Annotated in this window: 12 protein-coding genes and 1 pseudogene; 6 read left to right on the forward strand and 7 right to left on the reverse strand. The window is 70.4% G+C overall.

Annotated elements, in window-relative coordinates; translation table 11 throughout:
* Positions 1 to 64: 64 nt before the first annotated feature.
* Entirely contained in the window at positions 65 to 859 is a 795-nt protein-coding gene (locus tag FHR36_RS37155) for a hypothetical protein (RefSeq protein ID WP_253804595.1), read from the reverse strand.
* Positions 860 to 1,017: 158 nt separating this feature from the next.
* Positions 1,018 to 1,449, reverse strand: coding sequence for a hypothetical protein (locus FHR36_RS37160; protein WP_253804596.1), 432 nt, complete (start codon positions 1,447 to 1,449; stop codon positions 1,018 to 1,020).
* 231 nt (positions 1,450 to 1,680) lie between these two features.
* Between FHR36_RS37160 and FHR36_RS37165 the strand changes: the two genes are divergently transcribed.
* On the forward strand, positions 1,681 to 2,169 hold the full coding sequence (locus FHR36_RS37165) for a hypothetical protein (RefSeq protein ID WP_253804597.1): 489 nt from the start codon (positions 1,681 to 1,683) through the stop codon (positions 2,167 to 2,169).
* 299 nt (positions 2,170 to 2,468) lie between these two features.
* On the opposite strand, the gene FHR36_RS37170 is transcribed toward FHR36_RS37165, so the two are convergent.
* Positions 2,469 to 3,149 (reverse strand): ComF family protein, encoded by a 681-nt coding sequence (locus tag FHR36_RS37170; RefSeq protein ID WP_253804598.1) that lies wholly within the window; start codon positions 3,147 to 3,149, stop codon positions 2,469 to 2,471.
* 59 nt (positions 3,150 to 3,208) lie between these two features.
* The gene (locus FHR36_RS37175) at positions 3,209 to 4,198 is read right to left on the reverse strand and encodes a DNA-processing protein DprA (protein ID WP_253804599.1); all 990 of its coding nucleotides are present in this window, start codon (positions 4,196 to 4,198) and stop codon (positions 3,209 to 3,211) included.
* A gap of 285 nt (positions 4,199 to 4,483) precedes the next feature.
* On the opposite strand from FHR36_RS37175, the gene FHR36_RS37180 reads away from it, so the two are divergent.
* Both FHR36_RS37180 and FHR36_RS37185 read left to right on the forward strand, forming a co-directional pair.
* Complete coding sequence (locus FHR36_RS37180; protein ID WP_253804600.1) at positions 4,484 to 5,239, forward strand: hypothetical protein; 756 nt, start codon at positions 4,484 to 4,486, stop codon at positions 5,237 to 5,239.
* Between the two features lie 147 nt (positions 5,240 to 5,386).
* A complete protein-coding gene (locus FHR36_RS37185) occupies positions 5,387 to 7,045 on the forward strand; it encodes a hypothetical protein (RefSeq protein ID WP_253804601.1) in 1,659 nt (552 codons plus the stop codon).
* Between the two features lie 120 nt (positions 7,046 to 7,165).
* Here the strand turns inward: FHR36_RS37185 and FHR36_RS37190 are convergent, their stop codons facing one another.
* Both FHR36_RS37190 and FHR36_RS37195 read right to left on the reverse strand, forming a co-directional pair.
* A complete protein-coding gene (locus tag FHR36_RS37190; RefSeq protein WP_253804602.1) occupies positions 7,166 to 7,687 on the reverse strand; it encodes a hypothetical protein in 522 nt (173 codons plus the stop codon).
* 549 nt (positions 7,688 to 8,236) lie between these two features.
* Complete coding sequence (locus FHR36_RS37195; RefSeq protein WP_253804603.1) at positions 8,237 to 12,253, reverse strand: LamG-like jellyroll fold domain-containing protein; 4,017 nt, start codon at positions 12,251 to 12,253, stop codon at positions 8,237 to 8,239.
* Positions 12,254 to 12,843: 590 nt separating this feature from the next.
* Here FHR36_RS37195 and FHR36_RS40175 point away from each other — a divergent pair.
* Positions 12,844 to 19,314, forward strand: a complete 6,471-nt coding sequence (locus FHR36_RS40175) for a toxin glutamine deamidase domain-containing protein (protein WP_308199731.1) — start codon at positions 12,844 to 12,846, stop codon at positions 19,312 to 19,314.
* A gap of 323 nt (positions 19,315 to 19,637) precedes the next feature.
* Here the strand turns inward: FHR36_RS40175 and FHR36_RS37205 are convergent, their stop codons facing one another.
* Entirely contained in the window at positions 19,638 to 19,775 is a 138-nt protein-coding gene (locus FHR36_RS37205; RefSeq protein ID WP_253799496.1) for a hypothetical protein, read from the reverse strand.
* Between the two features lie 1,114 nt (positions 19,776 to 20,889).
* Between FHR36_RS37205 and FHR36_RS37210 the strand changes: the two genes are divergently transcribed.
* Positions 20,890 to 21,117, forward strand: coding sequence for a hypothetical protein (locus FHR36_RS37210; RefSeq protein WP_253799494.1), 228 nt, complete (start codon positions 20,890 to 20,892; stop codon positions 21,115 to 21,117).
* A pseudogene (locus tag FHR36_RS40435) lies at positions 21,114 to 21,536 on the forward strand (RNA polymerase sigma factor); the annotation flags it as partial. The gene FHR36_RS37210 and the pseudogene FHR36_RS40435, both read left to right, overlap by 4 nt.

Below are 21,536 nucleotides of genomic sequence, written 5' to 3' on the forward strand. Positions count from 1 at the left end.
CGGGAGGGAGGCTCCGGGGGTCCGGTGCCGAAGCATTTCCCGCCCAGGGCGGCCCTGCTGCGCCTCAGCCTCGGCGGGGCCGGCCGAGCTGGCGGGCGGCGGTGGTCCTGAACGCCTGCTGTGCCGGAACCGGCCCCGCACCGTCGCCGCTGCCGTCGCCGCCGCCGGTGAGGCGGTAGCGGCTGCGCAGATCGGCGAGCAGCGCCTCGGTCAGCTCGGCCATCTCGTACTCCTGCCAGTCCCCCTGGTGGGACCACTCCAGGACCCGGCACAGCGCCTCGAACTCGTCCCGGCCCAGCACCACGCTCCCGGGGCGGCGGTCGCCGAGCTGCGCCAGGACGTGGCGCCGGGTGCTCTTCGAGCGCTGGATCGCGAAGGTGCGGCGGAACGACGGAACGGCGGCCTTCTCCCGGTAGGCGTCGGTGAGGCGGTCCAGGAGTGCCTGCCGGTTGTGCTCCATGCCCCGGTAGTACGGGCGTTCGGTGCTGCCGGTGTGGTGGAAGTCGAGCAGCGCGGCGGCGGCGAAGGCCGCGACGCGCTCCGGGGGTGGCTCGAGTCCGGCTCCGAGCCAGCGGTCCAGCGTGTCCCGGTCGGTCTCACCGCGGGCCGACCAGCCCGAGAGGTGGTTCCAGCACAGGCTCAGGTAAGTGCCGCCCTCGATCCCGGCGCGCCGCGCGGTACTGACCGGTGGGAAGCCGACCCAGACGGTTCCCCCGTCCTCGTCATCGGCCAGCGCGCCGGTGTCGACCTCGACGTGGGTGACGGGGATCCCGTCGTCCATCAGCAGGGCGGCGACCCGGGTCCCGTACCCGCCCAGCGGCTCGGACCACCGCCGGCACTCCTCACGTGGAATCAGCACCGCAGCACGGTAGCGCGGTAGCGCGGCCCCGGTCCCGGGAGCCTGTGCGGCTTGCGCCGGCCCGGCAGCGGACGGGCGGGGCCGACGGCTGCGGTGGCGGCCCGCCGCGGGGCCGGTCGCCCGGGCGGCGGCCTGGTCCGTGACCTGTGGTGCCGCGACTACGGGCGGGGCCGCCGGTGCCGGCGGGTCCACCACCGGCGGGCCTGCCGCCGGCCTGTGCGGGCGGTGGTGTCCGGGGCGGGGTCGGTGACGCGTCGCCCGCCGGGGGTTCCTGCGGTCTCGGGCCCGGCTGCGGTGGCGCTGCGCCAGCCGCCCGTCCGGGTGCCGGTCAGGCCGAGCACCTGCTCCAGGCCGCTGTCGGTGACGTCGCTCCAGCCGGCTGGGGTGTGGGCGGTGAAGGGTCCGAGCGGCCGTCCGTCGGGCCCGCCCGTCCGCAGCCAGCCGAAGGCCACCGGCCCGCCCGCGCCGCGGGCCGCGAAGCCGCCGGGTGGCACGGCGACGTGGGCGACCAGGAAGAGCTCCCAGCCGCCCTCGCCGCCGTCGGCCCGGCGGCGGTAGAGCCGGCCCGGTTCGAAGAACCACTGCTCCACGGACACCCCCTGGTGTGCCTGGCACTGGCACCCAGTGTCCCCCCGCGCCGACGCCCGGGACCGGAGTCCCGCGCCCCAGCGCTGCGCTGCGCGTCGAGGCATCGGCCGACGTCCGGGCCTCATCCACCGGCATCCGATCGAGAGCAGCCCGGAACTCGTGCTGACCCGTAGGGGAACAGCACCGAACGCCGTGGCCGCCGGCTCGTTGAACAGACGACGACAGGGGGCGTGGTGGAGAGCGGCAGCAAGAACGGGACCGGTCTGGAGTGGCAGGTGGCCGCCGTGACCGGGACGGCGTTGAACCGGATGGCCGCCCTGGCGGCGGCGCTGCAGGACGGGCAGTGGCAGGCCGCCAGGCGCACCGCCGCGGACCTGCGCGACGACCTCTACCGCCTGGCCGGCCTCCTGCCCTCGGACCCGGCCACCGGTCAGGAAACCGTCCCGGAAGCCGAGCACCTGGCGGCCCTGCTCACCGCAGCCGGCTACCCGCTCGCGCTGGTGCGCGCGCTGTTCGGGCAGGGCGACGTCGGCGCGTTGCGGGCCCGGGCCCGGGAGCAGGCCCGTGCGGAGCTGGGGGACTTCGCCCGGACCTCGGGCGGCCGCGATGCCCTGCTGCGCCGAGCGGCCGCCGCCGGGCTGTCGGAGAGCGAGATCGGCCGTCTGGCCGGTCTGTCGCGTACGACAGTGCGTGTCGTGCTTGGCAAGGGCATGGCGACCTGAGCCCACGAGCCGTGTGTGAGCGGGTGGGGTGGTGTCAGCGGGTTGGCTGAGCTTAAAGGCTTGTTGAGCTGGGCTTCTCGTGGTCGAGGTCGTGGATCTTGGCTGTCGTGGAATGACTAAGTGGCTGATATGACTTGCGGGTTGCCTCTACGTCGTCTCGTCGCCCGGCCGGCCTGCCCGCCTGCCCGCCTGCCCGCCTGCCCGCCTGCCCGCCTGCCCGCCTGCCCGCATGCCGGCCTGCCCGCCTGCCCGCATGCCCGCGCGCCGAGGGCGACCGGCCGGGCCGCTGCTGTGCTCGGTCAGCGCCATGGGGCGCGGGCGAGGACCAGTCCCCGGACCTCCCGGGCGCCGTGCTCGCGCAGCAGACGGGAGACGGTGACCATCTGCGCTCCGGTGGTGAACACGTCGTCGACCAGGAGCACGGTGAGGCCGGTGACGGGGGAGCGGACCTCAAGTGCGGCGGCGTGTGCCTGTGCCGCGGTCCACTTCGACTGCCAGAACGCGCCGGACGCCGCCGATGTCCCGGTGGCGGCCGTCTTGACCAGCAGGGGCTTGTCGGGATCGGCGATCGGCCACCGGCCGGTGCGGTTCGCGTCCCGGGCCGCCCGCATGATCGCCTCGACGTGCTGCGGCCGGCGATCGGGCGCGGTCGGATTCCCGATGATGACGTCGATGTCGGCGACCTCCGCGGCGTGGTTGTCGAGCCACCCCACCACCAGCCGGCCGTAGATCAACGCCCAGCCCGTCCTGCCGTCGTACTTCAACCGCGGCAGCGTCTGCTTCATCGCGCCGTCGTACATCGCCACCGCGTCGACCCTGGTGAAGTACCGCTGCTCCGGCGGCCATCCGCAGATCCGGTTCCCGCAGACCGCCCCGACCGCGGCCAGCGCCTGACTGCAGACCGGGCAGTGCGCCCGGGCGACGGGCGGCAGCGTCGCCCCGGCGCACGCCGCGCAGATCTCCGGCGCACCGGTCAGCACGTACGGGCACGCGGCGCAGCTGGGGAACCCGAGCGGCTCGGGAAGCGGCCCCGGCCCCGTCACAGGCCGGCCAGGGCGAGCTGCAGGCGCTGCTGCCCGGCCTGCTGCGCCTGGGCGGCGCTGCCGAGCCGGGACAGGACGTCGTCCAGCTCGGCGACCTCGATCGCCCGGCCCTCGGCGAGCATCTTCGCCGCCCACGGCTCCGCACTCGCCAGGGACCGCAGCAGGAAGACCTGCTTGCCGTGTTCTGCGGCGATCCTGGCCTGCATCTTCGCCCCGGACGTGCTGGACGCCTCGATGACGACGCTGCCCAGTGTCGCCCCGGAGGTGACGACGTTCCGGCGCGGGAACGTCCACCGCGCGGCCGAGGAGGTCGGCCAGAACTGCGAGAACAATGCCCCGCCCTGCTCGACGATCGCCGCGGCCAGCCGCGTGTTCTCCGCCGGGTAGACCTTGGTGGCGATGCCGGTGCCCATGACGGCGACGGTGCGGCCGCCGGCCTGCAGCGCGGAGGTGTGGGCGGCGGTGTCGATGCCCTTGGCCAGGCCGGAGTACACGACGACGTCGGCCTCGACGAGACCGCGGGTCATCCGGGTGGCCCGGCGCAGCCCGTCCTCGGAGGCGCCGCGGGTGCCGACGACGGCGACGGAGCGCCCGTCCAGGGCCGACAGCGGGCCGAGGTGGAACAGGAACGGCGGCAGGTTGGGCACCAGTCGCAGGTTCGCCGGGTACGCCTCGTCGAGCACCGTGACGATCCGCGCACCGGCCTGCTCGGCGGCCTCCAGCTCGGCCGTCACGCGGTCGCGGGCCTCCGCCAGCCGGGGGAGGGCCGCGTGCAGCACGGGAAGGCTCTTGCGGGACGCCGCGGACTGCTCGGGCAGCCTCCCGCCGAGCACGGCCTCGATGCCGTCGGCGGTCTGGCAGGTCCGGGCGAGCAGACTCCACTCGACGGAGGTCTCCCCGACCCGCAGCGCGCACAGCGCCAGGAGGTCACGGTGGAGGGCGGGCAGCTCGCTCGGGAGCCTGCCTTGCTCACTGGACGGTGACATGGTTCGTTCGGTCCTTCTACTCGCGGCCCGGAATGTTCGAAGGGTCAAGCGGTGAAGTCTTGGGCCTGCCGCCATCATGGCGCACCCCACCGACGGCGGACCATCCGGCTCTCGGACAGGACCGACGACCGGCCGAAGACCGCCGGAGGGCGCGGCGGGGACGAGACCCCGGTGGCCGAGACTCTCCGCACGGCGTTACGGCCCCCCACCCCGCCGCCCGCCGGCCGGGCCCCGGCGGCCTGGCCGGGGCCTGCCGGTGTCAGTGGCACCGGGCACCCTGGAACGGTGCAGTACTCGGATCTCGTGGCACCGCCGGTGGGCGTCTACCGCAACGAGCGGGAGATGGCCGACAGCGTGCTGGACGTTCTCGCGGCCGACTTCCACATCGAGCGGGAGGTCCCGGGCCGGTACCCCACCGGCGAGGCCGTCCGCATCGACGCCGTCCTGCGGCCCATCGACCCCACTGGCGGGTTCGACGCGCAGCCGATCCTCGGCGTCGAGTTCAAGTTCCCCGAGAACATCGACGGCATGGCCGAGTTCGGCGCCCAGATCGCCCAGGCCGCCGACTACGCCCACTGCACCTTCCGCGACTATGGGCGCCTCGCCGTGTTCCTCTGCCCGTCCCCCGTCTCCCAGCTCATCGCGCAGACCGACGCGACCATCACCAGCAGGAACCGGATGCTGCCCCAGTGGCGCGCCCACCTGACCGCAGTCAACGAGCACCTGTCGTCCCCCCGGACACCGCAGCAACTCGAGGCCGACGCCGTCCGCTACGCACTGGACGCCGCCCACAGGCGGCTCGCCCGGGACGCATCGGCCCGCGCCGACGGACACCGCGACGACGCCCATCGGGAACGCAGCCGCCTCAACCAGCAGGCCACCTTCGTCACACGGCTGCTCGGGCAGCTCGGCGTCGGCGAGCTGATGCCCCACCGCTACAGGGGATGGACGCTGCTGCGCTGCGGCGAACCCGTGTGGAGCCAGACCGGCGGACCGGTGCGCCGCAGCGGCACCCTGACCCCCAAGGTGGGCAACCGGTAGCCGGCCCGCCGGCGGACCACAGCCCCGGCCGCTCCCGAGCCGCCAGGAGTTGGCGCTCATGCGCAGAAGGCGGAAGCTGCCGCTGGCAGGCCCTTGCTGCTGCGGAAAACCACGGAAGCTGTCGGCGGCCGGTCCTAGACTCACCGGATGGCGCTCATGTACAACACCGGCAGCGGGGACGGCCTGCCCGAGAACGCACGGCCGGAGTCCTACCTGGCCCGGATCGACCCCACTCCCACCGAGTGGGTCACGGTCCTGCAGGAAGCCACCGACGGCAGGGTCCTGGGGACCGGCAGCTACCTGACCAGCTTCGTCGGCCGCGAACACGCCCTGGCGACGTTCTCCTGGACCGACGGGCGCGTGGGGCAGACAGACCTCTCAACCTTCGGCGAGGACGTCGTCTTCCACGACGGCCTGACCGACACCTCCGAGCGGGCCGAGTTCTTCGTCCAGCGACGGCGCCACCAGCAGCCCGTCGTCGAGCCCACCATCGAGTTCACCTACTCGTTCCTCTGGTACTTCGCCGCCGTGCCGCGCCCCGACGGCAGCTGGTACTACCTCGACGACGCCGGCCGCGACCAGGAACTCGTCCGCATCCACCGCAGCGACACCGACGTGCGCGTCGACGTCGCCGCCCTCCCGCTGCGCCGCTACCTGGCCGTCCGCGAGCGCTTCCTCGTCATCCAGCACGAGCAGATCACCCTCCTCGACTCCGCGCCCTCCCCGAGGATCCACGCCACCGAGCGAACCGAGGTGAGCACCTACGACTTCCACAGCGGCCACGAGCCGTACCCCGCCTTCGTCCGCCTGTGCGGCAAGTACCTGGTCCTGCCGATCGACGCCAAACCGGCCGACCTCGGCTATCCGCACACGACCGCCCACTCGTACCCCGACTTCACCATCGGCACCGACCCCGGAACAGGCCAGTCCATCACCTTCACCTGCAACCCGGACCGCCTCAGCAGCCACTTCAACAACCAAGGCACCCCCGACTACCTGACCCGTGTCTACTTCCGACGCGAGGTCCTGCGCCGCTACACCTCCGAGCCCTCCCGCTACCAGGTGACCTCCGGCCGGCTGTCCTGCCTGGGCCTGTGGGGCATCTCGATCGGCCGCAACGACGAGGACCTGGTGGAGGCCTACCTCGGCGACCTCGGCCGCGACCTGCCGAGTTCCGAGCGCGCCCACTGGGTCAGCTTCAACGTCCCGCCCCGCGGCGGCATCGACGAACAGCGCCTCCGCCGCGACATCCTCGGCCAGTGGACCGACGGCACCGCCGACCCGCTGCACCGTCTGGCGCAGGCCCGCGAGCACTTCAGCGCGGCACTCTCCGCCACCGCGGGCCAGCCCGTCTACCGGCCCTGGGACGCCGCAGACCAGATCGCCTTCGCCGGCCTGCACACACCCACCAGCAGCGAACAGAGCGAGGCCGACACCCAGATCCTCACCCTCGCCAAAGGCGTCATCGAGTACCTCAGCACCCAGGCGCTGCGAACACTCCCCGGAGCCGACCCCAAGGCAGCCACCATCAACTGCCTCGATGGCTGGGTGAAGCACACCGGCGGCGACCCCACCACCCTCGTCGGCCCGCTGCGCCAGCTCCAGGGTCTGCGGTCCAACGGCGCGGCCCACGCCCGAACCAAGGACTGGACGACCATCCTCACCCGCGCGGGCCTCGACAGGCTCAGGCCGGACGAGCAGTTCGTCCGACTGGTGAGCAGTACCGCCGACGCCCTCGAGGCCCTGGCCAACCACGCGGACGCACAAGCACGACCTGCCGCCCCGGGTGAGAAGGAAGGCCAGTAGCCCGCCGGCCGTCGTCCTCCCGCCCCCGCTGTTTCCGTTCTGCCAGCCGCCTGCCGCTGCGCCCCGTGCCGGTGGGTGGGCGGGCTGGGAGCATGGTGCCTCCCCGGGGCTGCGCGGGGTCTAGCGGTAGGCGATGTGTTCGATCTCGACGAGCTGGGCGGCGTGGATGCGGCCGTTCTCCAGGGAGAGCAGCCAGGGCAGCAGTTCCGGGGTGGCGTGGAGCTCGTTGTAGAAGCCGAGGTGGAGATCGGCGAGTTCTCCCCATCGGAGCCAGCTGTCGAGGGCGTCGGCGAGGTGTCGATCGGCTGTCTCGGTCCGGGTCGCGGACCAGATCGCCAGCCACGGCGCGAGGGCTCCGGTGCCGACGGAGACCGTCTCCAGTACGTCGGTGATGTGCTGGCCCGCGGGGTGGTGGTGCAGGGCCGACTGCCACCAGGCGCGCCACACGCCTTCCAGCGCGTCTCGCTCCGGCGCCGGCCAGTGGCGCCAGTCGGCGGCGAGCAGCCGGGACGCGACGAGCCCGTGGACCGCGTCGGTTTCCGGGTCGGTGCCGCGGTCGGCGACGTCCGTGCCGGTGAAGCCCATGGCGAGGACCTCTGCGTTGGCGAGGTAGACCGCGGGACCCTGGTGGTTGTCCGGCATGGCGGTGGCTTTCTCGGCGGTGAGGCTGATCCAGCCGATCGCCCCGCCGCCGATCTGGGCGGGGTCGAGGCCGTGGCGGGCGGACGGTGCGCGGTGGGCGGCTCAGCCAGCCGTCGGCGTGGTCCTGGTACCCGGTCCGCGGTTCGCGGAAGCCGCTGACCGTCACGGCGACGCCGCCGACCGCGCGCACCGGCTCGCTGCCCCCGTCTACCGGCAGTGGGTTGACGCCGGACGCCCCTCGAGGACGGCCTGAGCATCGACGAGGGTCTTCGGCCCGTGACCCACCCGTACGACCTGCGCATCTCCAAGGCGGTCGCGGAGAGCATCCGCGAGCTGCCCGCCCCCGTCTGCGACGAACTGCGCATCGCTCTGCTCCGTGCCCAGGCGGGGATCGGTGAGGAGTTCGACGATGTGGTCGGGCGGGATGCTGCTGCCCTGCGGCTGGATGAGTTCGACGGTTCCCTGGTCTTCTGGGTGGGAACGGGCGAGTGCCCTCGCCGGGCGGCGAGGGCACTCGTGGGTTTGCGGTGTTGGGCTGTTGGTGTGTGGTCAGTTGGTTGTGCCGCTGGCCCACAGGGGGGCGCCGTCGTAGCGGTAGAGGACGAGGTTGCCGTCGGGCTGGAGGAAGAGGGTGTCGTTGGGGGAGGTGATACCGATGGACCACAGGCCGGTACCCGCGGTGTGGGCGGCTTGCGGGTAGCTGCCGAGGTTGCCGTCGGTCTGGAGGGTGAGGACGGCGTTGGGGTAGCCGGACGCGCCCATGACCCAGTTGCCGCCGGCGGCCTTGTTGATGACGAGCTGGCCGGCGTTGAAGGTCATGGTGGCTCGGGTTGTGGTCCAGGTCGAGCCGCTGGGGTAGTTGGTGTCGTCACTGGGGAACAGGACGTAGCCGGGGGTGCCGGACAGCAGGGCGGTCTGGGTGGGGGTGAGGGTGGTTGCCCAGGTCTGGACGTTGGAGACGGCGCCCTTGAAGAAGGTCATGTGGGTGCCGTTGTAGAGGTAGTCGCCGACGCGGAAGCCTCCGGTGAAGCCGGCGACGGGGTTGTGGGTGCCGGAGACGGTCTCGATGCCGTTGATGTAGAGCGCCATGAGCTTGGTCGTGGCGTTGTAGGTGATGGCGAGGTGGGTCCAGGCGCCGAGCTGGACCATGCCGCCGCCGGGCCCGGCGTGGATGCAGTCGTAGATCCAGGCGCTGGTGTCGGCCTGGGACATGCAGAAGTACCACTGCTTGGAGGCCGGGTCGGCGTAGAGGATGAATCCCGCCGACTTGGTGCCGTCCTGGGACAGCAGCACGCCGTCGGAGGCGTCGGGCTTGACCCACACGGAGGCGCTGAAGTCCTTGTCCAGGGCCAGGGCGGGGGAGGTGGCAGCGGTGCTGAGAACGCCGCCGGAGGTGCCGCCGGTGTTGCCGCCGTCGAGGTGGACGTCGGGGTTGAAGAGGTCCTTGGTGCTCCAGGTGCTGCCGGTCTGGCCGGTGAGCGGTGTGGTCCCGGTTGTGTCGGCGGTGGTGGCGACGGTGTCGCCGTCCTTGGAGATGTCGGTGAGGGGCCAGGTGTGGGTGGGCGGGACGAGCTGCTGGGGGGTGAGGTTGCCGAGGGTGGTTCCGTTGAACAGGTAGGCGGTCGCCTTGCCGGTCGCATCCACGGCCCACAGGTCGGGTGTGCCGTCGCGGTTGATGTCGGCGGCCTGGAGGACGGGGGCGGCGGAGCTGGTCCAGCCGGTGGCGGCGACGAGGACGGCGGAGGTGGGGTCGCCGGCGCCGAGCTCTCCGCCTTCGGCCTTCTTTGCCAGGTTGTTCAGGACGGTGGGGTTGTAGTAGTAGAGCTTGCCGTTGATGTCGTCGCGGGCGAAGAGGCCGGGCAGGCCGTTGACTACGGCACTGGTGATGGACCAGTTGGCCCAGTCGCCGCTTCCGGTGGGGTTCTTGTCGGTCAGGACGAGCGCGTTGTCGGCGCCTTTGAACTTGCCGGGGTTGGCCATGGCGGGTTCGAGGTACAGCATGTTGTTCAGGGTCAGGACCAGGTCGGGCAGCCCGGTCGCGGGGTTTCCGCCGGCGGTGTTGAAGAGGGAGCCGCCGCTGGCGATGTGGGTCGCGGTCGCTCCCGCTGAGGTCTGGAACGCCGTGGACGCGACGTACTTTGAGGCTCCGGAGTACGGCGACAGGGGTGAGCCGTCGCCGTTGCCGTAGAGGATGTGGCCGGCCCCGGTCGACGGGTTGTAGTCGAGGACGTCGTTGAAGCCGCTACCGGAGGCGAAGTGGCCGACGACGGCCTGGGTGCCGTTCCAGTCGGTGGGGCTGCCGTTGGTGTTCTCGGCGGTGCCCTGGGCACCGATGTCGTTGGATGCGGCGTTGAGGCTGTTGACGGTCGTTCCGGAGGACAGCCACAGCCCCGGGGGCAGGCTCGCCTGTCCGCCGACGACGGCGAGGTCGGCATGACCCTGGCCGGTCAGGTCGTTCTCGGGAGCCGTGGCCGGCGCGGCGGCATTGAGGACGACGTTCGCCGAGTCGCCGATGTTGCCACCGGGGGAGACGGCGGTGACGGTGAGCGTGTTGACCCGCCGGGTCGGCTTGACGGACACCGTGGCGCTGCCGGAAGCGGCGCTCACACTGACGGGCGCCGCGCCGTTGAGCTGGTACAGGTAGCTGGCGGGGGTGGGCCCGGTGGGGTTCGCGGCGAAGCCGAAGCTCGCGGCGGTGCCGACGGTGTATTTGCTGGCGTTCTGGGTGACGACGGGGGCGCCGGGGTGGGTGGGGTCGAAGGTGAACTGGCAGGTTGCGCTGGTCGGGCTGGTGGCGATTCCGTCGCTGGTGTAGACGTTCCAGGAGAACGTGGTCATCGCCCCGTTTGCGGCGTCCGCGAGGGTGGTCCTGGGGATGAACAGGGACGCTGTGGTTCCTGCGGTCGCGGACAGGGTGGAGGTGGTGGTGCTCGCCACCACCGCATTGGTCGAGGTCTTGACCGCGGTGAAGGCCACGCCGACGGCGCCGCCGTCGGCGTCGTTCACGCCCGCGTAGAGGGTGACGTCGCCGTTGCCGATGACGGTCGGGGTCGTGCCGCCGCAGGCGGTGCTCGGGGAGGTGCTCAGCGGCGTCGGCGCAGTGGGCGCGTGATTGTAATCTGTGGACATGTACATGGTGGAAGGCTGGAACTTCTTCCACCCGTACGGGTCCGACTCGTCGGCCGCCTTGAGGGCCAGGGTGACGTCCGCCTGGCCGCTGTTCGCGGCGGACTGCATGGCGGTGGTGGTGTCGAAGCCGACGGATGCGGCCGGGCAGCTGCTGGAGTGGCCGTTGGCGGTCGTCTGGGTGTCGAGCTTGCTGATCCAGCCGGGCTGGTTGTTCCACGTGGTGGAGGCGGAGATCGAGCCGGTCCACCACAGCTCGACCGGCTTGGCCGTGCACGAGGGGGACCAGGTCTCGGTCGCGTAGAAGCGCGAGGATCTGACCTGGGCGCCGTAGATGCTGGCGGGCACGTTCATCCGGGCGAAGGCCCGCCCGAGGAAGTAGGGCGACTCCCAGGTGTTGTCGCCGACGCGCAGGCCGGTGCTGTCGCTGGTGTGCCAGTAGCTCGTGGTCGGGAAGGCGGAGCTGACGTAGGTCCAGGCCTGGGCCGAGCTGCCGGCGGAGGCGTAGGTGGGGTCGATGTACAGCGGCCACACGGTGCCCTGACCGGACAGCAGAGCGGGGTCGGGAGTCAGCGTGATGACGCTGTTGCTGTACGTCGCCTTGAGCGGCGCCGTGTGGGCCGTGGCACCCGGCATGGCGGCGCTGGAGCGGGCGGGCGCGCCGGTGCGGGCGTCGAGCACGGCGCCGGTCGAGGGGTCGTTCACGGTGGGGGCGCTGGAGTCGACGGCGGAGTCCCAGACTCCCTTGACGGGGGCGGGGGCCGAGAAGACCGTCTTACCGGTCGAGTCCTTGGCGCTGATGTTGCCGGTGGCATCGGCGGCGAGGTTGACGCCGCTGGTTCGAGTGGTGAAAGCCAGCGACTTCAGCGCCGGGTTGGCGGCGGCGATGGCGTCCTTGACGACGAGGACCTCGGAGAAGCCGCCCTGCGGGTCAGCGGTGACCTTCAGATCGACGCCCGCCATGAGGCTGTAGGTGGCGGTCGGCCCGTCCAGTGCCGGTGCGGGCAGAGACTTGCTCAGGGCGTCGGGCAGGGTGACGGACAGTGAGCGCCCGGCGGACTTCATTGTCGCCAGGGCGCCGCCGCCGCCGGCAGAGAGGGTCAGGTCGCCGGTGGTCAGCACCGGCCCGATCGATCCGTCACCGCGCTTGACCAGCGTGGCATCCAGGGGCTTCCAGGCGCCGCCGGCCTGCTTGCGGACCGGGGCGACGGACTGGTTGAGGGTGAAGCTGCCGTCCGGGTTGGCGGTCAGCTGGTCGGTGGCGGTGGTTGCCGCGTCGACCTGTACGGCCTTGCCGGTGGCCCGCGCCTGACTGGAGGCCTGATCCGCCGTCATCGCCTGCGGGAGCTTGGATGCTGCGGCGGTGGTGTCGGCGTGAGCGGGTGCGGACAGGACAGTGAGCCCCAGCGAGGCGAGGGCCGCCGCCACCGAGGCGGCCAAGGTTCGTGTGGGTGGTGTGGATGGTCGCACGCGAAGGCTCCCCGTTTCGGGCGAAATGGTTGAGGACTGACTGACCGTGTACGGCGAAGCGCATTGACGGAACTGCCCACCCATTCCTGTTGCTTGGCCGCAAAGGTCCGGAATCACCGCTCCGGAACCGCGCAGCCTGGTCGAACGCCGAGGCTATCCCGAAGCCATGTCACTGCCTTGGGTGGTTTGCCTCCGCTATGCCGCATATGTCAGCAGCATGCCAGGTAACAAATCCTTCAAATTTCGCCTGTGTGCGCAGGATTGACGGTGACCCGGCCGCTTCGTCGCTGCGATAGTCGACCCGAGCCGGCTGTCGATCACGCCGGGGGTGGGCGCTGCCTACGCGCAGCGACGAACAGCAGAGGTGCGACCTTCACATGCTTCGAACCGCTGACGGACCCCGACGCCGGGTGTCCCGGCCGTGGTCCATATCCGGGTATCACCGTCTTCGATGGCTGGGGACGTTGACCGCGGGCGCCCTGGTGGCCTCGCTGACGGCGGCTCCGGCGTTCGCCGCCGCACCGGACACAGCCCCGCCGGCCGTTCCTGGGACTCCGTCGGTGAAGGTCGGCCGTCCGCTCCAGGCCAAGCCCGTCCACCCCAAGGACGACACCAAGCGCACCTACAAGCCGAAGGCCACCGCCTGGCCCAAGGCCTCCAACGGCACCGTCAAGCCGGCCGCCCCGACGGCTGGCCAGGCCGAGGGCGCCAAGGCACAGGTGTCCGGAAGCCCGGTGTGGGTCCAGACTCCCAAGCCTGCCGACGGTGCCACCGCTCCGGGCAGTGTCGCGGTCAGTGTCCTGGACCATGCGAAGAGCACCAAGCTCGGCGTGTCCGGTGTGGTCTTCAGCATTGACGCGGGAGCGGCCGGCGGCAAGCTCCGCGTGGGCCTGGACTACTCGTCGTTCGCCGAGGCCTACGGCGGCAACTACGGCTCCCGCCTGCAGCTAGTGTCCCTGCCGGCCTGCGCGCTCACCACCCCCGAGGTGCCGGCCTGCCGCGTCCAGACCCCGCTCACCACCGACCGCGACCCGCGCTCGAGCACGGTCTCCGCCCAGGTCGAGGTTGGCACCGCGGCGGCCGCGACGCCGTCGAAGATCGGCACGACGGTCCCCGCGAGCACCGACACCGGGTCGCACGTGGTCTCGGCGGTCTGGTCCGGTGACACGGCCACGGCGGTGCAGGCCTCGACGGCGTCCACTCCGCAGGTCCTGGCCGCGACCGTGTCCAGCGGGCAGGAGGGCTCGGCCGGAGGCTCCTACTCCGCCGGAGCCCTGAGCCCGAGCGGCTCGTGGACCGGCGGCAGCTCCGGCGGCTCCTTCACCTACAGCTACCCCGTCACCGTCCCCGGCGCCACCACCTCCCTCACCCCGAGCGTCTCCCTCGGCTACGACTCCGGCGAGGTCGACGGCAAGACCGCCAGCACCCAGGCCCAGGCCTCCTGGCTCGGCGACGGCTGGTCCACCCCCGACTCCTTCATCGAGCAGACCTTCATCCCCTGCTCGGACAGCCCCGAGGGCAGCCCCTCGCCGTCCGCCACCAATGACGAGTGCTACGCCGGGCAGATCCTGACCCTGTCGCTGAACGGCTCCTCCACCTCGCTCGTCTACGACGCGTCGAAGGGCACCTACACCTCCAGCGGCGACGACGGCGCCAAGATCGCGCACATCACCGGCGCGAACAACGGCACCGGCACCTACAACACCGACTACTGGACCGTCACCGACCGCTCCGGCACCGTCTACTCCTTCGGCCGCAACCAGCTCCCCGGCTGGTCGGCGGGCAAGCCGGCCACCAACTCGGTCGACTCCATGCCCGTCTACTCCGCCCACCCCGGCGACCCCTGCTACAACGCGAGCGGCTTCAACGCCTCCGTGTGCACCACGGCCTACAAGTGGCACCTGGACTACGTCAAGAACATCCAGGGCCAGGCCATGGCCTACTACTACGCGCAGGACACCAACTACTACGGCCAGAACAACGGCGCCACCAACACCCAGTACGTTCGCGACTCCCACCTCGCCCGGATCGACTACGGCTTCCTCGACGGCGGCGCCTACAACACCGTCCCCGACCAGGTCTCCTTCACCACCGCCCCCCGCTGCGTGGCCACCACCTGCGACCCGATCTCCGCGGGTAACAGCGCCACCCAGTACCCGGACGTGCCGTTCGACCTGATCTGCGCCTCCGGTGCGACCTGCTCCTCGCACTCGCCGTCGTTCTTCTCCACCGTCCGCCTGAAGCAGATCGCAACGACGCAGTACGACACCGCCTCCGCCGGCTACAAGCCGGTCGACAGCTACGGCCTCGCGCAGACCGAGCCCCCGACCGGGGACGGCACCTCCCCGACCCTGTGGCTGTCCTCCATCACCCGCACCGGCAGCGACACCAGCGGCGGCGGCAGCGGCACCATCACCCTGCCCGCGGTGACGTTCGGCGGCACGACCATGCAGAACCGGGTCGACACCACCAACTTCCCCGGCATGTTCCGCTACCGCCTCACCTCCATCACCGGCGAACTCGGCGCGGTCACCGGCATCACCTACGGCCTGCCCAACCCCTGCACCCCCGCCTACATCGCCACCGCCAACCCGGCATCGAACACGGGCTCCTGCTACCCGGTGAGCTGGACCCCGCCGTTCTACAGCGCCCCGGTCACCGACTGGTTCCAGAAGTACGCCGTCACCCAGGTCCTCGAGACCGACATCACCGGCGCCGCGACCGACAGGACCACCACCTACGACTACGCCGGCGGCGCGGCCTGGCACTACGACGACAACGAGATCGTCCAGCCCAAGTACCGCACCTGGGGACAGTTCCGCGGGTACGCCACCGTCACCAGCCGCAGCGGTAACGGCACCAGCGAGCACAAGACCAAGAGCGTCACCGACTACTACCGGGGTATGGACGGGGACTACCTCACCCCCACCACCACCCGCAGCATCACCCTCACCGACTCCCAAGGCGGCACCCACGCCGACAGCCCACAGCTGTCCGGCAGCGCCCTGGAGACCTCGGCGTACCTCGGTGACGGCGGCGTGGTCGACCACTCGAGCATCACCTCGTACTGGATCTCGCCCGCCACCGCCACCCGCACCCGCACCGGCCTTGCGGCCCTGACCGCGAACACCGTCAAGCCGGCCGAGACCTTCACCCGGCAGGCCGTCACCACCGGCGGCAGCACCACCTGGCGCTACACCGAGACCGACAGCACCTACAACGCCAACACAGGCGACGCCGGCTTCGGCCTCCTCACCGCCACCTACACCCACACCGTCCCGGTCAACGCCGTCTACGACGCGTGTGCCACGGTGACGTACGCGCCGGCGAACACCACGCTCAACCTGATCGGCCTCGCCGCCTCCCAGGAGAGCGACTCGGTCGCCTGCGCCGGCTACACCCAGGGCGCCAAGCCGTCCGCCCCGGCCGGCTACAACACGCTCACGGCCCCGGCCTCGGTCAATCGCCCCGCGCAGGTCGTCTCCGCCACCCGCACCTTCTACGACGACCCCAGCTTCTCCACCGCGTTCCCGCAGGCCGCCGCGCCCACGGTCGGCAACGTGACCATGGTCCGCCAGGCCGCCGACTACACCGCCGGCGCGTTCACCTGGCAGACCGCCAAGCGCGCCACCTACGACACCTACGGCCGCCCGCTCGTCACCTACGACGGCAACGGCAACGCCACCACCACGGCCTACACCACCAACGCGGTCGGACTCACCACCGGCCGGTCCGTCACCAACGCCAAGAACCAGACCGCGAGCTCGACGATCGCCCCGGTCCGCGGCCTGCCGCTGACCGCGACGGACGCGAACGGCGTTGTCTCCACCACCCGGTACGACACGCTGGGCCGCCTCACCTCGGTGTGGCTCAACTCCCGCCCTACCACCGCGGCGGCCAACCAGGTCTTCGGCTACACGGTGTCCCAGACCTCTGTGTCCGGGACCACCACTCAGAAGCTCAACGACGGCCTCGGTTACATCACCTCGTACACCCTGTACGACTCCCTCGGCCGTGTCCGCCAGACCCAGGACCCCACCCCCATGGGCGGACGGCTCCTCAGCGAGTCGTCCTACGACTCCCGCGGCTGGGTCCGCAAGAAGAACAACGCCTTCTGGGACAAGGACAACAACCCCGTCCTGGCGCTCGCGCCCTCTCCCCAGGACGCCACGGTCCCCAACCAGGACGTCTACACCTACGACGGCCTCGGCCGCACCGTCGTCGACACCTCCTTCAAGTACTCGGCGGTCCAGGAGGTCACCACCACCGTCTACAACGGTGACCGGACCACCGTCGTCCCGCCGGCCGGCGGCACCGTCAAAACCACCGTCGTCGACCCGCTCGGCCGGACCGTCGAGCTCGACGACTTCACCGCCCGTCCGACCGTCGCCCCGCCCGTCGACCCGTTCACTGGCACCTACACCGTCTCGGGCGGCACCAGCCAGGCCATCACCTACGGCTTCGACGGGCACGGCAAGCAGAACACCACCACCGCCGCCGGATCCACCTGGACCACCACCTACAACCTGCTCGGCCAGGCCACCGGCAAGACCGATCCCGACGCCGGCGCCAGCACCATGACCTACGACGGCGCCGGCAACCTCAAGGAGTCCACCGACTCCCGCGCCAAGACCGTCAGCTACACCTACGACACCCTCAACCGCAAGACCGCAACCTACGCCGCCCCCGCCGCGGGCCAGTCCAGCGCCAACCAGCTCGCCGCCTGGGTGTACGACAACGACAACGCCGTCGCGAACGTCACCTACCCGATCGGCCACGCCACCACCACCACCGCGTACAACGGCGGCGCCGCCTACATCACCCAGTCCCTCGGCTTCAACGTTTTCGGCGAGTCCCTCGGCGACACCTACACCATCCCCTCCAGCACCGAAGGCGCCCTGCTCGGCAAGAACTACACCTTCAAGCACAGCTACACCCCCCACACCGGCCTCCTCGACAACGACACCCTGCCCCTCGGCTCCGGCCTCCCGTCCGAGATCGTCGGCCACGCCTACAGCACCGCCTTCGACCTGCCCGCCGGCCTCGGCACCACCAGCTACAGCTACGTCCAGGACGTCACCTACGACGCCTACGGCCACGTAGGCCAGACGACCCTCGGAGGCGACACCAACCTCGGCTGGATCACCAACACCTACGACGACCACACCGGACGCCTGACCGACCAGCGCGTCTCCCGCTCCAACACCGGCACCCCCAGCGACGTCGACCTGCAGCACTACGACTACGACCTCGCCGGCAACACCACCCGGCAGACCTCCACCCGCCTCGGCGCCACCACCGAGACCCAGTGCTACCGCTACGACCAGCTGGATCGCCTCACCACCGCCTGGACCGCCACCGACTCCTGCACAGCCACCCCCACCCCCGCCGCACACTCCACCGTCGGTGACGCCATCACCGGCGGCGCCTACTGGACCGACTGGGCCTTCGACCAGCTCGGCAACCGCACCACCCACACCGACCACTCCACCACCGGCGGCACCGACACCACCGTCACCTACACCTACAACGGCAACGGCGCCGCCCAGCCCCACACCCTGACCTCCACCAGCGCGAGCACCAGCTACCGCTACGACGCCACCGGCAACACCACCACCCGCACCACCCCCACCGGCGGCACCCAGAACCTCACCTGGGACAACGCAGGCCACCTCACCGCCATCACCGGCGGCACCGCAGGCAACACCAGCTACGTCTACGACGCCGACGGCCAAGTCCTCCTCCAGAAGGACCCCGGCACCACCACCCTCTACCTCCCCGGCCAGCAGGTCACCCTCAACACCACCACCAACACCCTCAGCTCCGTCCGCTACTACGCCCTCCCCGGCGGCGGCACCGTCGTCCGCACCGGCACCGGCACCAACTACCGCTTCGAAATCGCCGACCCCCACGGCACCAACGGCCTCAACCTCGACAACACCGCCCAAACCCCCACCTGGCGCCAGTTCACCCCCTACGGCGCCCCCCGCGGCACCCCCGCCACCTGGCCCGACAACCGCGGCTTCCTCAACGCCCCCACCAGCACCGCAACCAGCCTCACCACCGTCGGCGCCCGCCAATACGACCCCATCCTCGGCCGCTTCATCAGCGTTGACCCCGTCCTCGAAACCACCGACGCCCAACAACTCGGCGGCTACACCTACGCCGGCGACAACCCCATCGGCGGGAGTGATCCGACGGGCCTGCTCCGCCAGCCTGACTTCTACGGTGGCGGCGAGGCAGGTGGGGCAACATGCGAACAGGAATGCCAGGATGATGCGGCCGGGAATCCTGAGTTCTCCGATATTCCCGAGGACAAGCATGGACCCTGCACATTGTCAGGCGGGGCGTGTGGAGGGCCCGGCAGCTCGATTTCAATGAGTGACGTTGGAAAATTTTGGTGGGACGTTGCTACGCAGCCTGTCCGGGACGGCTGGAATTGCGGATGGAATCATCAAGACGAGGCATGCATGTGGACAGCTGTCACCATGTTCACAGCCGGGGAAGGCGCACTCCTCAAGGCCACCCTGGGTGACCTAGCCGCCACAGAGGGTGGAGCTGCCGAAGTTGGAAATATCAGACTCCTTGAAGGTGGCGAAGGCGTTACAATCCTCGGGGGGAAGTACAAGACGCCGAACGTTCCCACCCTGAAGGCGATGATCAATCCTGGTGGCGGGGAAACCAACTGCAGGGCATGTGCCGTCGCGCTGGATTACCTGCTGGCCGGAAAGCCCGCGTCGGCCGTTCCTTGGCTGCAGGGTGGAGATAAGAAGCTCATCGAGCAAATTATGGGCCGCCGGTTCCATGTTCGTAGTTTGAGTAATATAGTAAGTGACATAAATAAGTCGGGTGACGGTGCAAGGGGGATCGTGATTGGATATATCCCCCCCACTGCGAAAACTCCAGGAATCTATCACGCATTCAATGTTTTGAATAAAAAGGGTGATGTGCTATTCCTTGATGGACAAACCGGACATGCGAATTATGTTTCAAGAATGACTAACTTTCAGTTTATGGCGACTAATCCCTAGTGGTGGCAGGGGCTTTGTCTGCGGATATCGATTTTGCGCGACAGGTGGCCGAGGAATTCGTCTCGAGCCTGGTCTCCTTGCCTGGCGAGGAGCTCGTAGTGGATCCTTGTCGATATTACGAGATCGATGGGGCGGTTATTTTCCCGTGTAACTCGAGGGAGTTTTTTGAGGGAACTGGTGAATCTTATATCGGGGCGCTCCCGGTTCGAGTCGACGCGCAAACTTGGCAATGTCGATTTCTGACGCTTAGTGAAGTTCTCGAAATGTAAATCTCATACGCGCGAGTTTGATCGGATGTTTCGCCAGCCGTTCACTCGCTAATCTCATCTTTCATGGCGGCCCGTCGGTTCACCGGCGGGCCGCCCCTTTTCCACGCCTGAACCTGCACCCCTACATCTCCTCTCGGCGAAGAACACGCTGTCGCAGTCGAAGGTGTCCACGCCCTCGGACAGCACCTTCACGGAGGAGAGGATGTAGCGCAGGCCCCGCCCCAGGGTGTGAGTGGGTGGGGTGGCGTCAGCGGGTTGGGTGGCAGTGGGTTGGCTGAGCTCAAAAGCTTGTTGAGCTGGGCTTCTCATGGTCGAGGTCGTGGATCTTGGCTGTCGCCAGGCTGACCAGCAGGCCCGCACTGTCTGCTCGACGCGCTGGACAACCCGGACGACCGGGCCTCCCACGACCAACGCCAGAAGGAGAGGGACGCCTGTGCGCGGGGGTGGGCTTGCTCGACCGCTCGACCGCTCGGCTGCATGTGCGAAGAGCGCTGTGACTTCCGGGTCACGCGGATGCTTGCGATCCCTGGGTACGCCCGCCTTCTCCGGGCCTGCACCGATCCACCGGCCGCGCCCGGCTGCGCCCACGGGGCTGGGGCCCGACCGGTCCGGCCGGGTTTCACCGGTCCGTCCATGCCACCTCGCCGGCCCGGTTCCGCAGTGCCTTCGGCAGCCTTCTGCTCCGCTCGTTCTCGGACGCCCCGGGTCCGTCCTTCCGGCTGGCCTGGGCCGTCTGCCTCTGTTCGGGGCCGGTCGCCGGTGGCTGGCCCGGGGAGAGCCCCGCACCAGAGGGCCGCCAGGCCGCACCTCGGCCTCGCCTGCCCTGCGCTGTAGCCCGGTCCCCGTGCCGCCCCGGGGAGGTGACGGTTCTTGTATCTCCGCCACCCCGTACAGCCCGGCCCCGCGTCCCCGCGGAATCCGGCCGGGGCGGTGGCGCCGCCAGCGCACCCGTCGGCCGCGGCGTGCTGCGCCGGGTTCCGGGTGGGCGGGGTGTCTGGGCCGGGGTCTGCTCCCGGGAGACCCGGTGCCCGTGCCTGCCGCAGCGCGGGTGTCGGGTGTCTGCGCGGCCGGGCGGCGGGGTACGGGGGCGGGGCCGAAACCGAGCTTCGATGTGATCTGAGTCACTTCCCGGGGGTGGGTATCCGGATTCGGGTGGTTGGGGGAGTGGTTGTGGGTGAGGTCCGGGATGCTGGGCCGACGAGACGTCAGATGCCAACGACTGCACGAGAAAGGGGACCGACCGATGGGGTCGCCTCTGCTCGGGTCGGGACCCGTGTGGGCCTTCGCGCCCATGCTGGTCCCGCCCTTGATCTTTTTCGCTTCGCGTCGCCTGCTGGCTGCGGCGGAGCTGATGCTCCGCCTGCAGCACAGCGTGGTGATGGAACGCGAGAGACGCGCCACCTTCGTGGAGGTGGTGCGGGCGCTGCCCGCGGGTGGTGCCGTGGTCCAGTTCGAGGCCGGGGCGCCGCTGTGGGCGGTGTGGGTCCCCGGTGAGACGCCGGACGCCCGGGCGGCGCTGCGGAGCGCTGCGTGACGAAGGACGCTTCCATCAAGGACGCGGCCGGGGAACCGGAGTCGTACTCCGGGTTCCCGGACTTCGTCGCCCGGACGCGGCCCGCGCTGTGGGCCGTGGCGCTGTACGAGAGCCGGGGCGACCACCACGTGGCCGAGGACGTGCTGCAGGACGCGCACCTGCGGCTGTTCCGCTCCTGGGAGCGGATCAGCGGCCGGCCCGGGAGTCTGAAGGCGTACGGGCGTACGGCGGTCCGCAACGCCGCGAGGGACTTCTACCGGCGCCACCGCAGGCTGGTCGTGGTGGAACTGCCGGCCGAGGACGACTTCACCGTGTCGTGGGACGGCGCCATGCCGCACGCCGATGCCACGGACCTCGGGGCGCTGGTGGTGGAGCTGATCGGCCGGCTGCCCGAGCGGCAGCGGACCGTTGTCAGCATG

Origin of the sequence: Kitasatospora cinereorecta, from assembly GCF_024172095.1 — a bacterium.
GTDB classification, from domain to species: Bacteria; Actinomycetota; Actinomycetes; order Streptomycetales; family Streptomycetaceae; genus Kitasatospora; species Kitasatospora cinereorecta.

Coding starts and splice junctions, on each gene's coding strand:
- FHR36_RS37190 (WP_253804602.1), bottom strand. CDS start 7,687: ATGCCGGACAACCACCAGGGTCCCGCGGTCTACCTCGCCAACGCAGAG.
- FHR36_RS37175 (WP_253804599.1), bottom strand. CDS start 4,198: ATGTCACCGTCCAGTGAGCAAGGCAGGCTCCCGAGCGAGCTGCCCGCC.
- FHR36_RS37185 (WP_253804601.1), top strand. CDS start 5,387: ATGGCGCTCATGTACAACACCGGCAGCGGGGACGGCCTGCCCGAGAAC.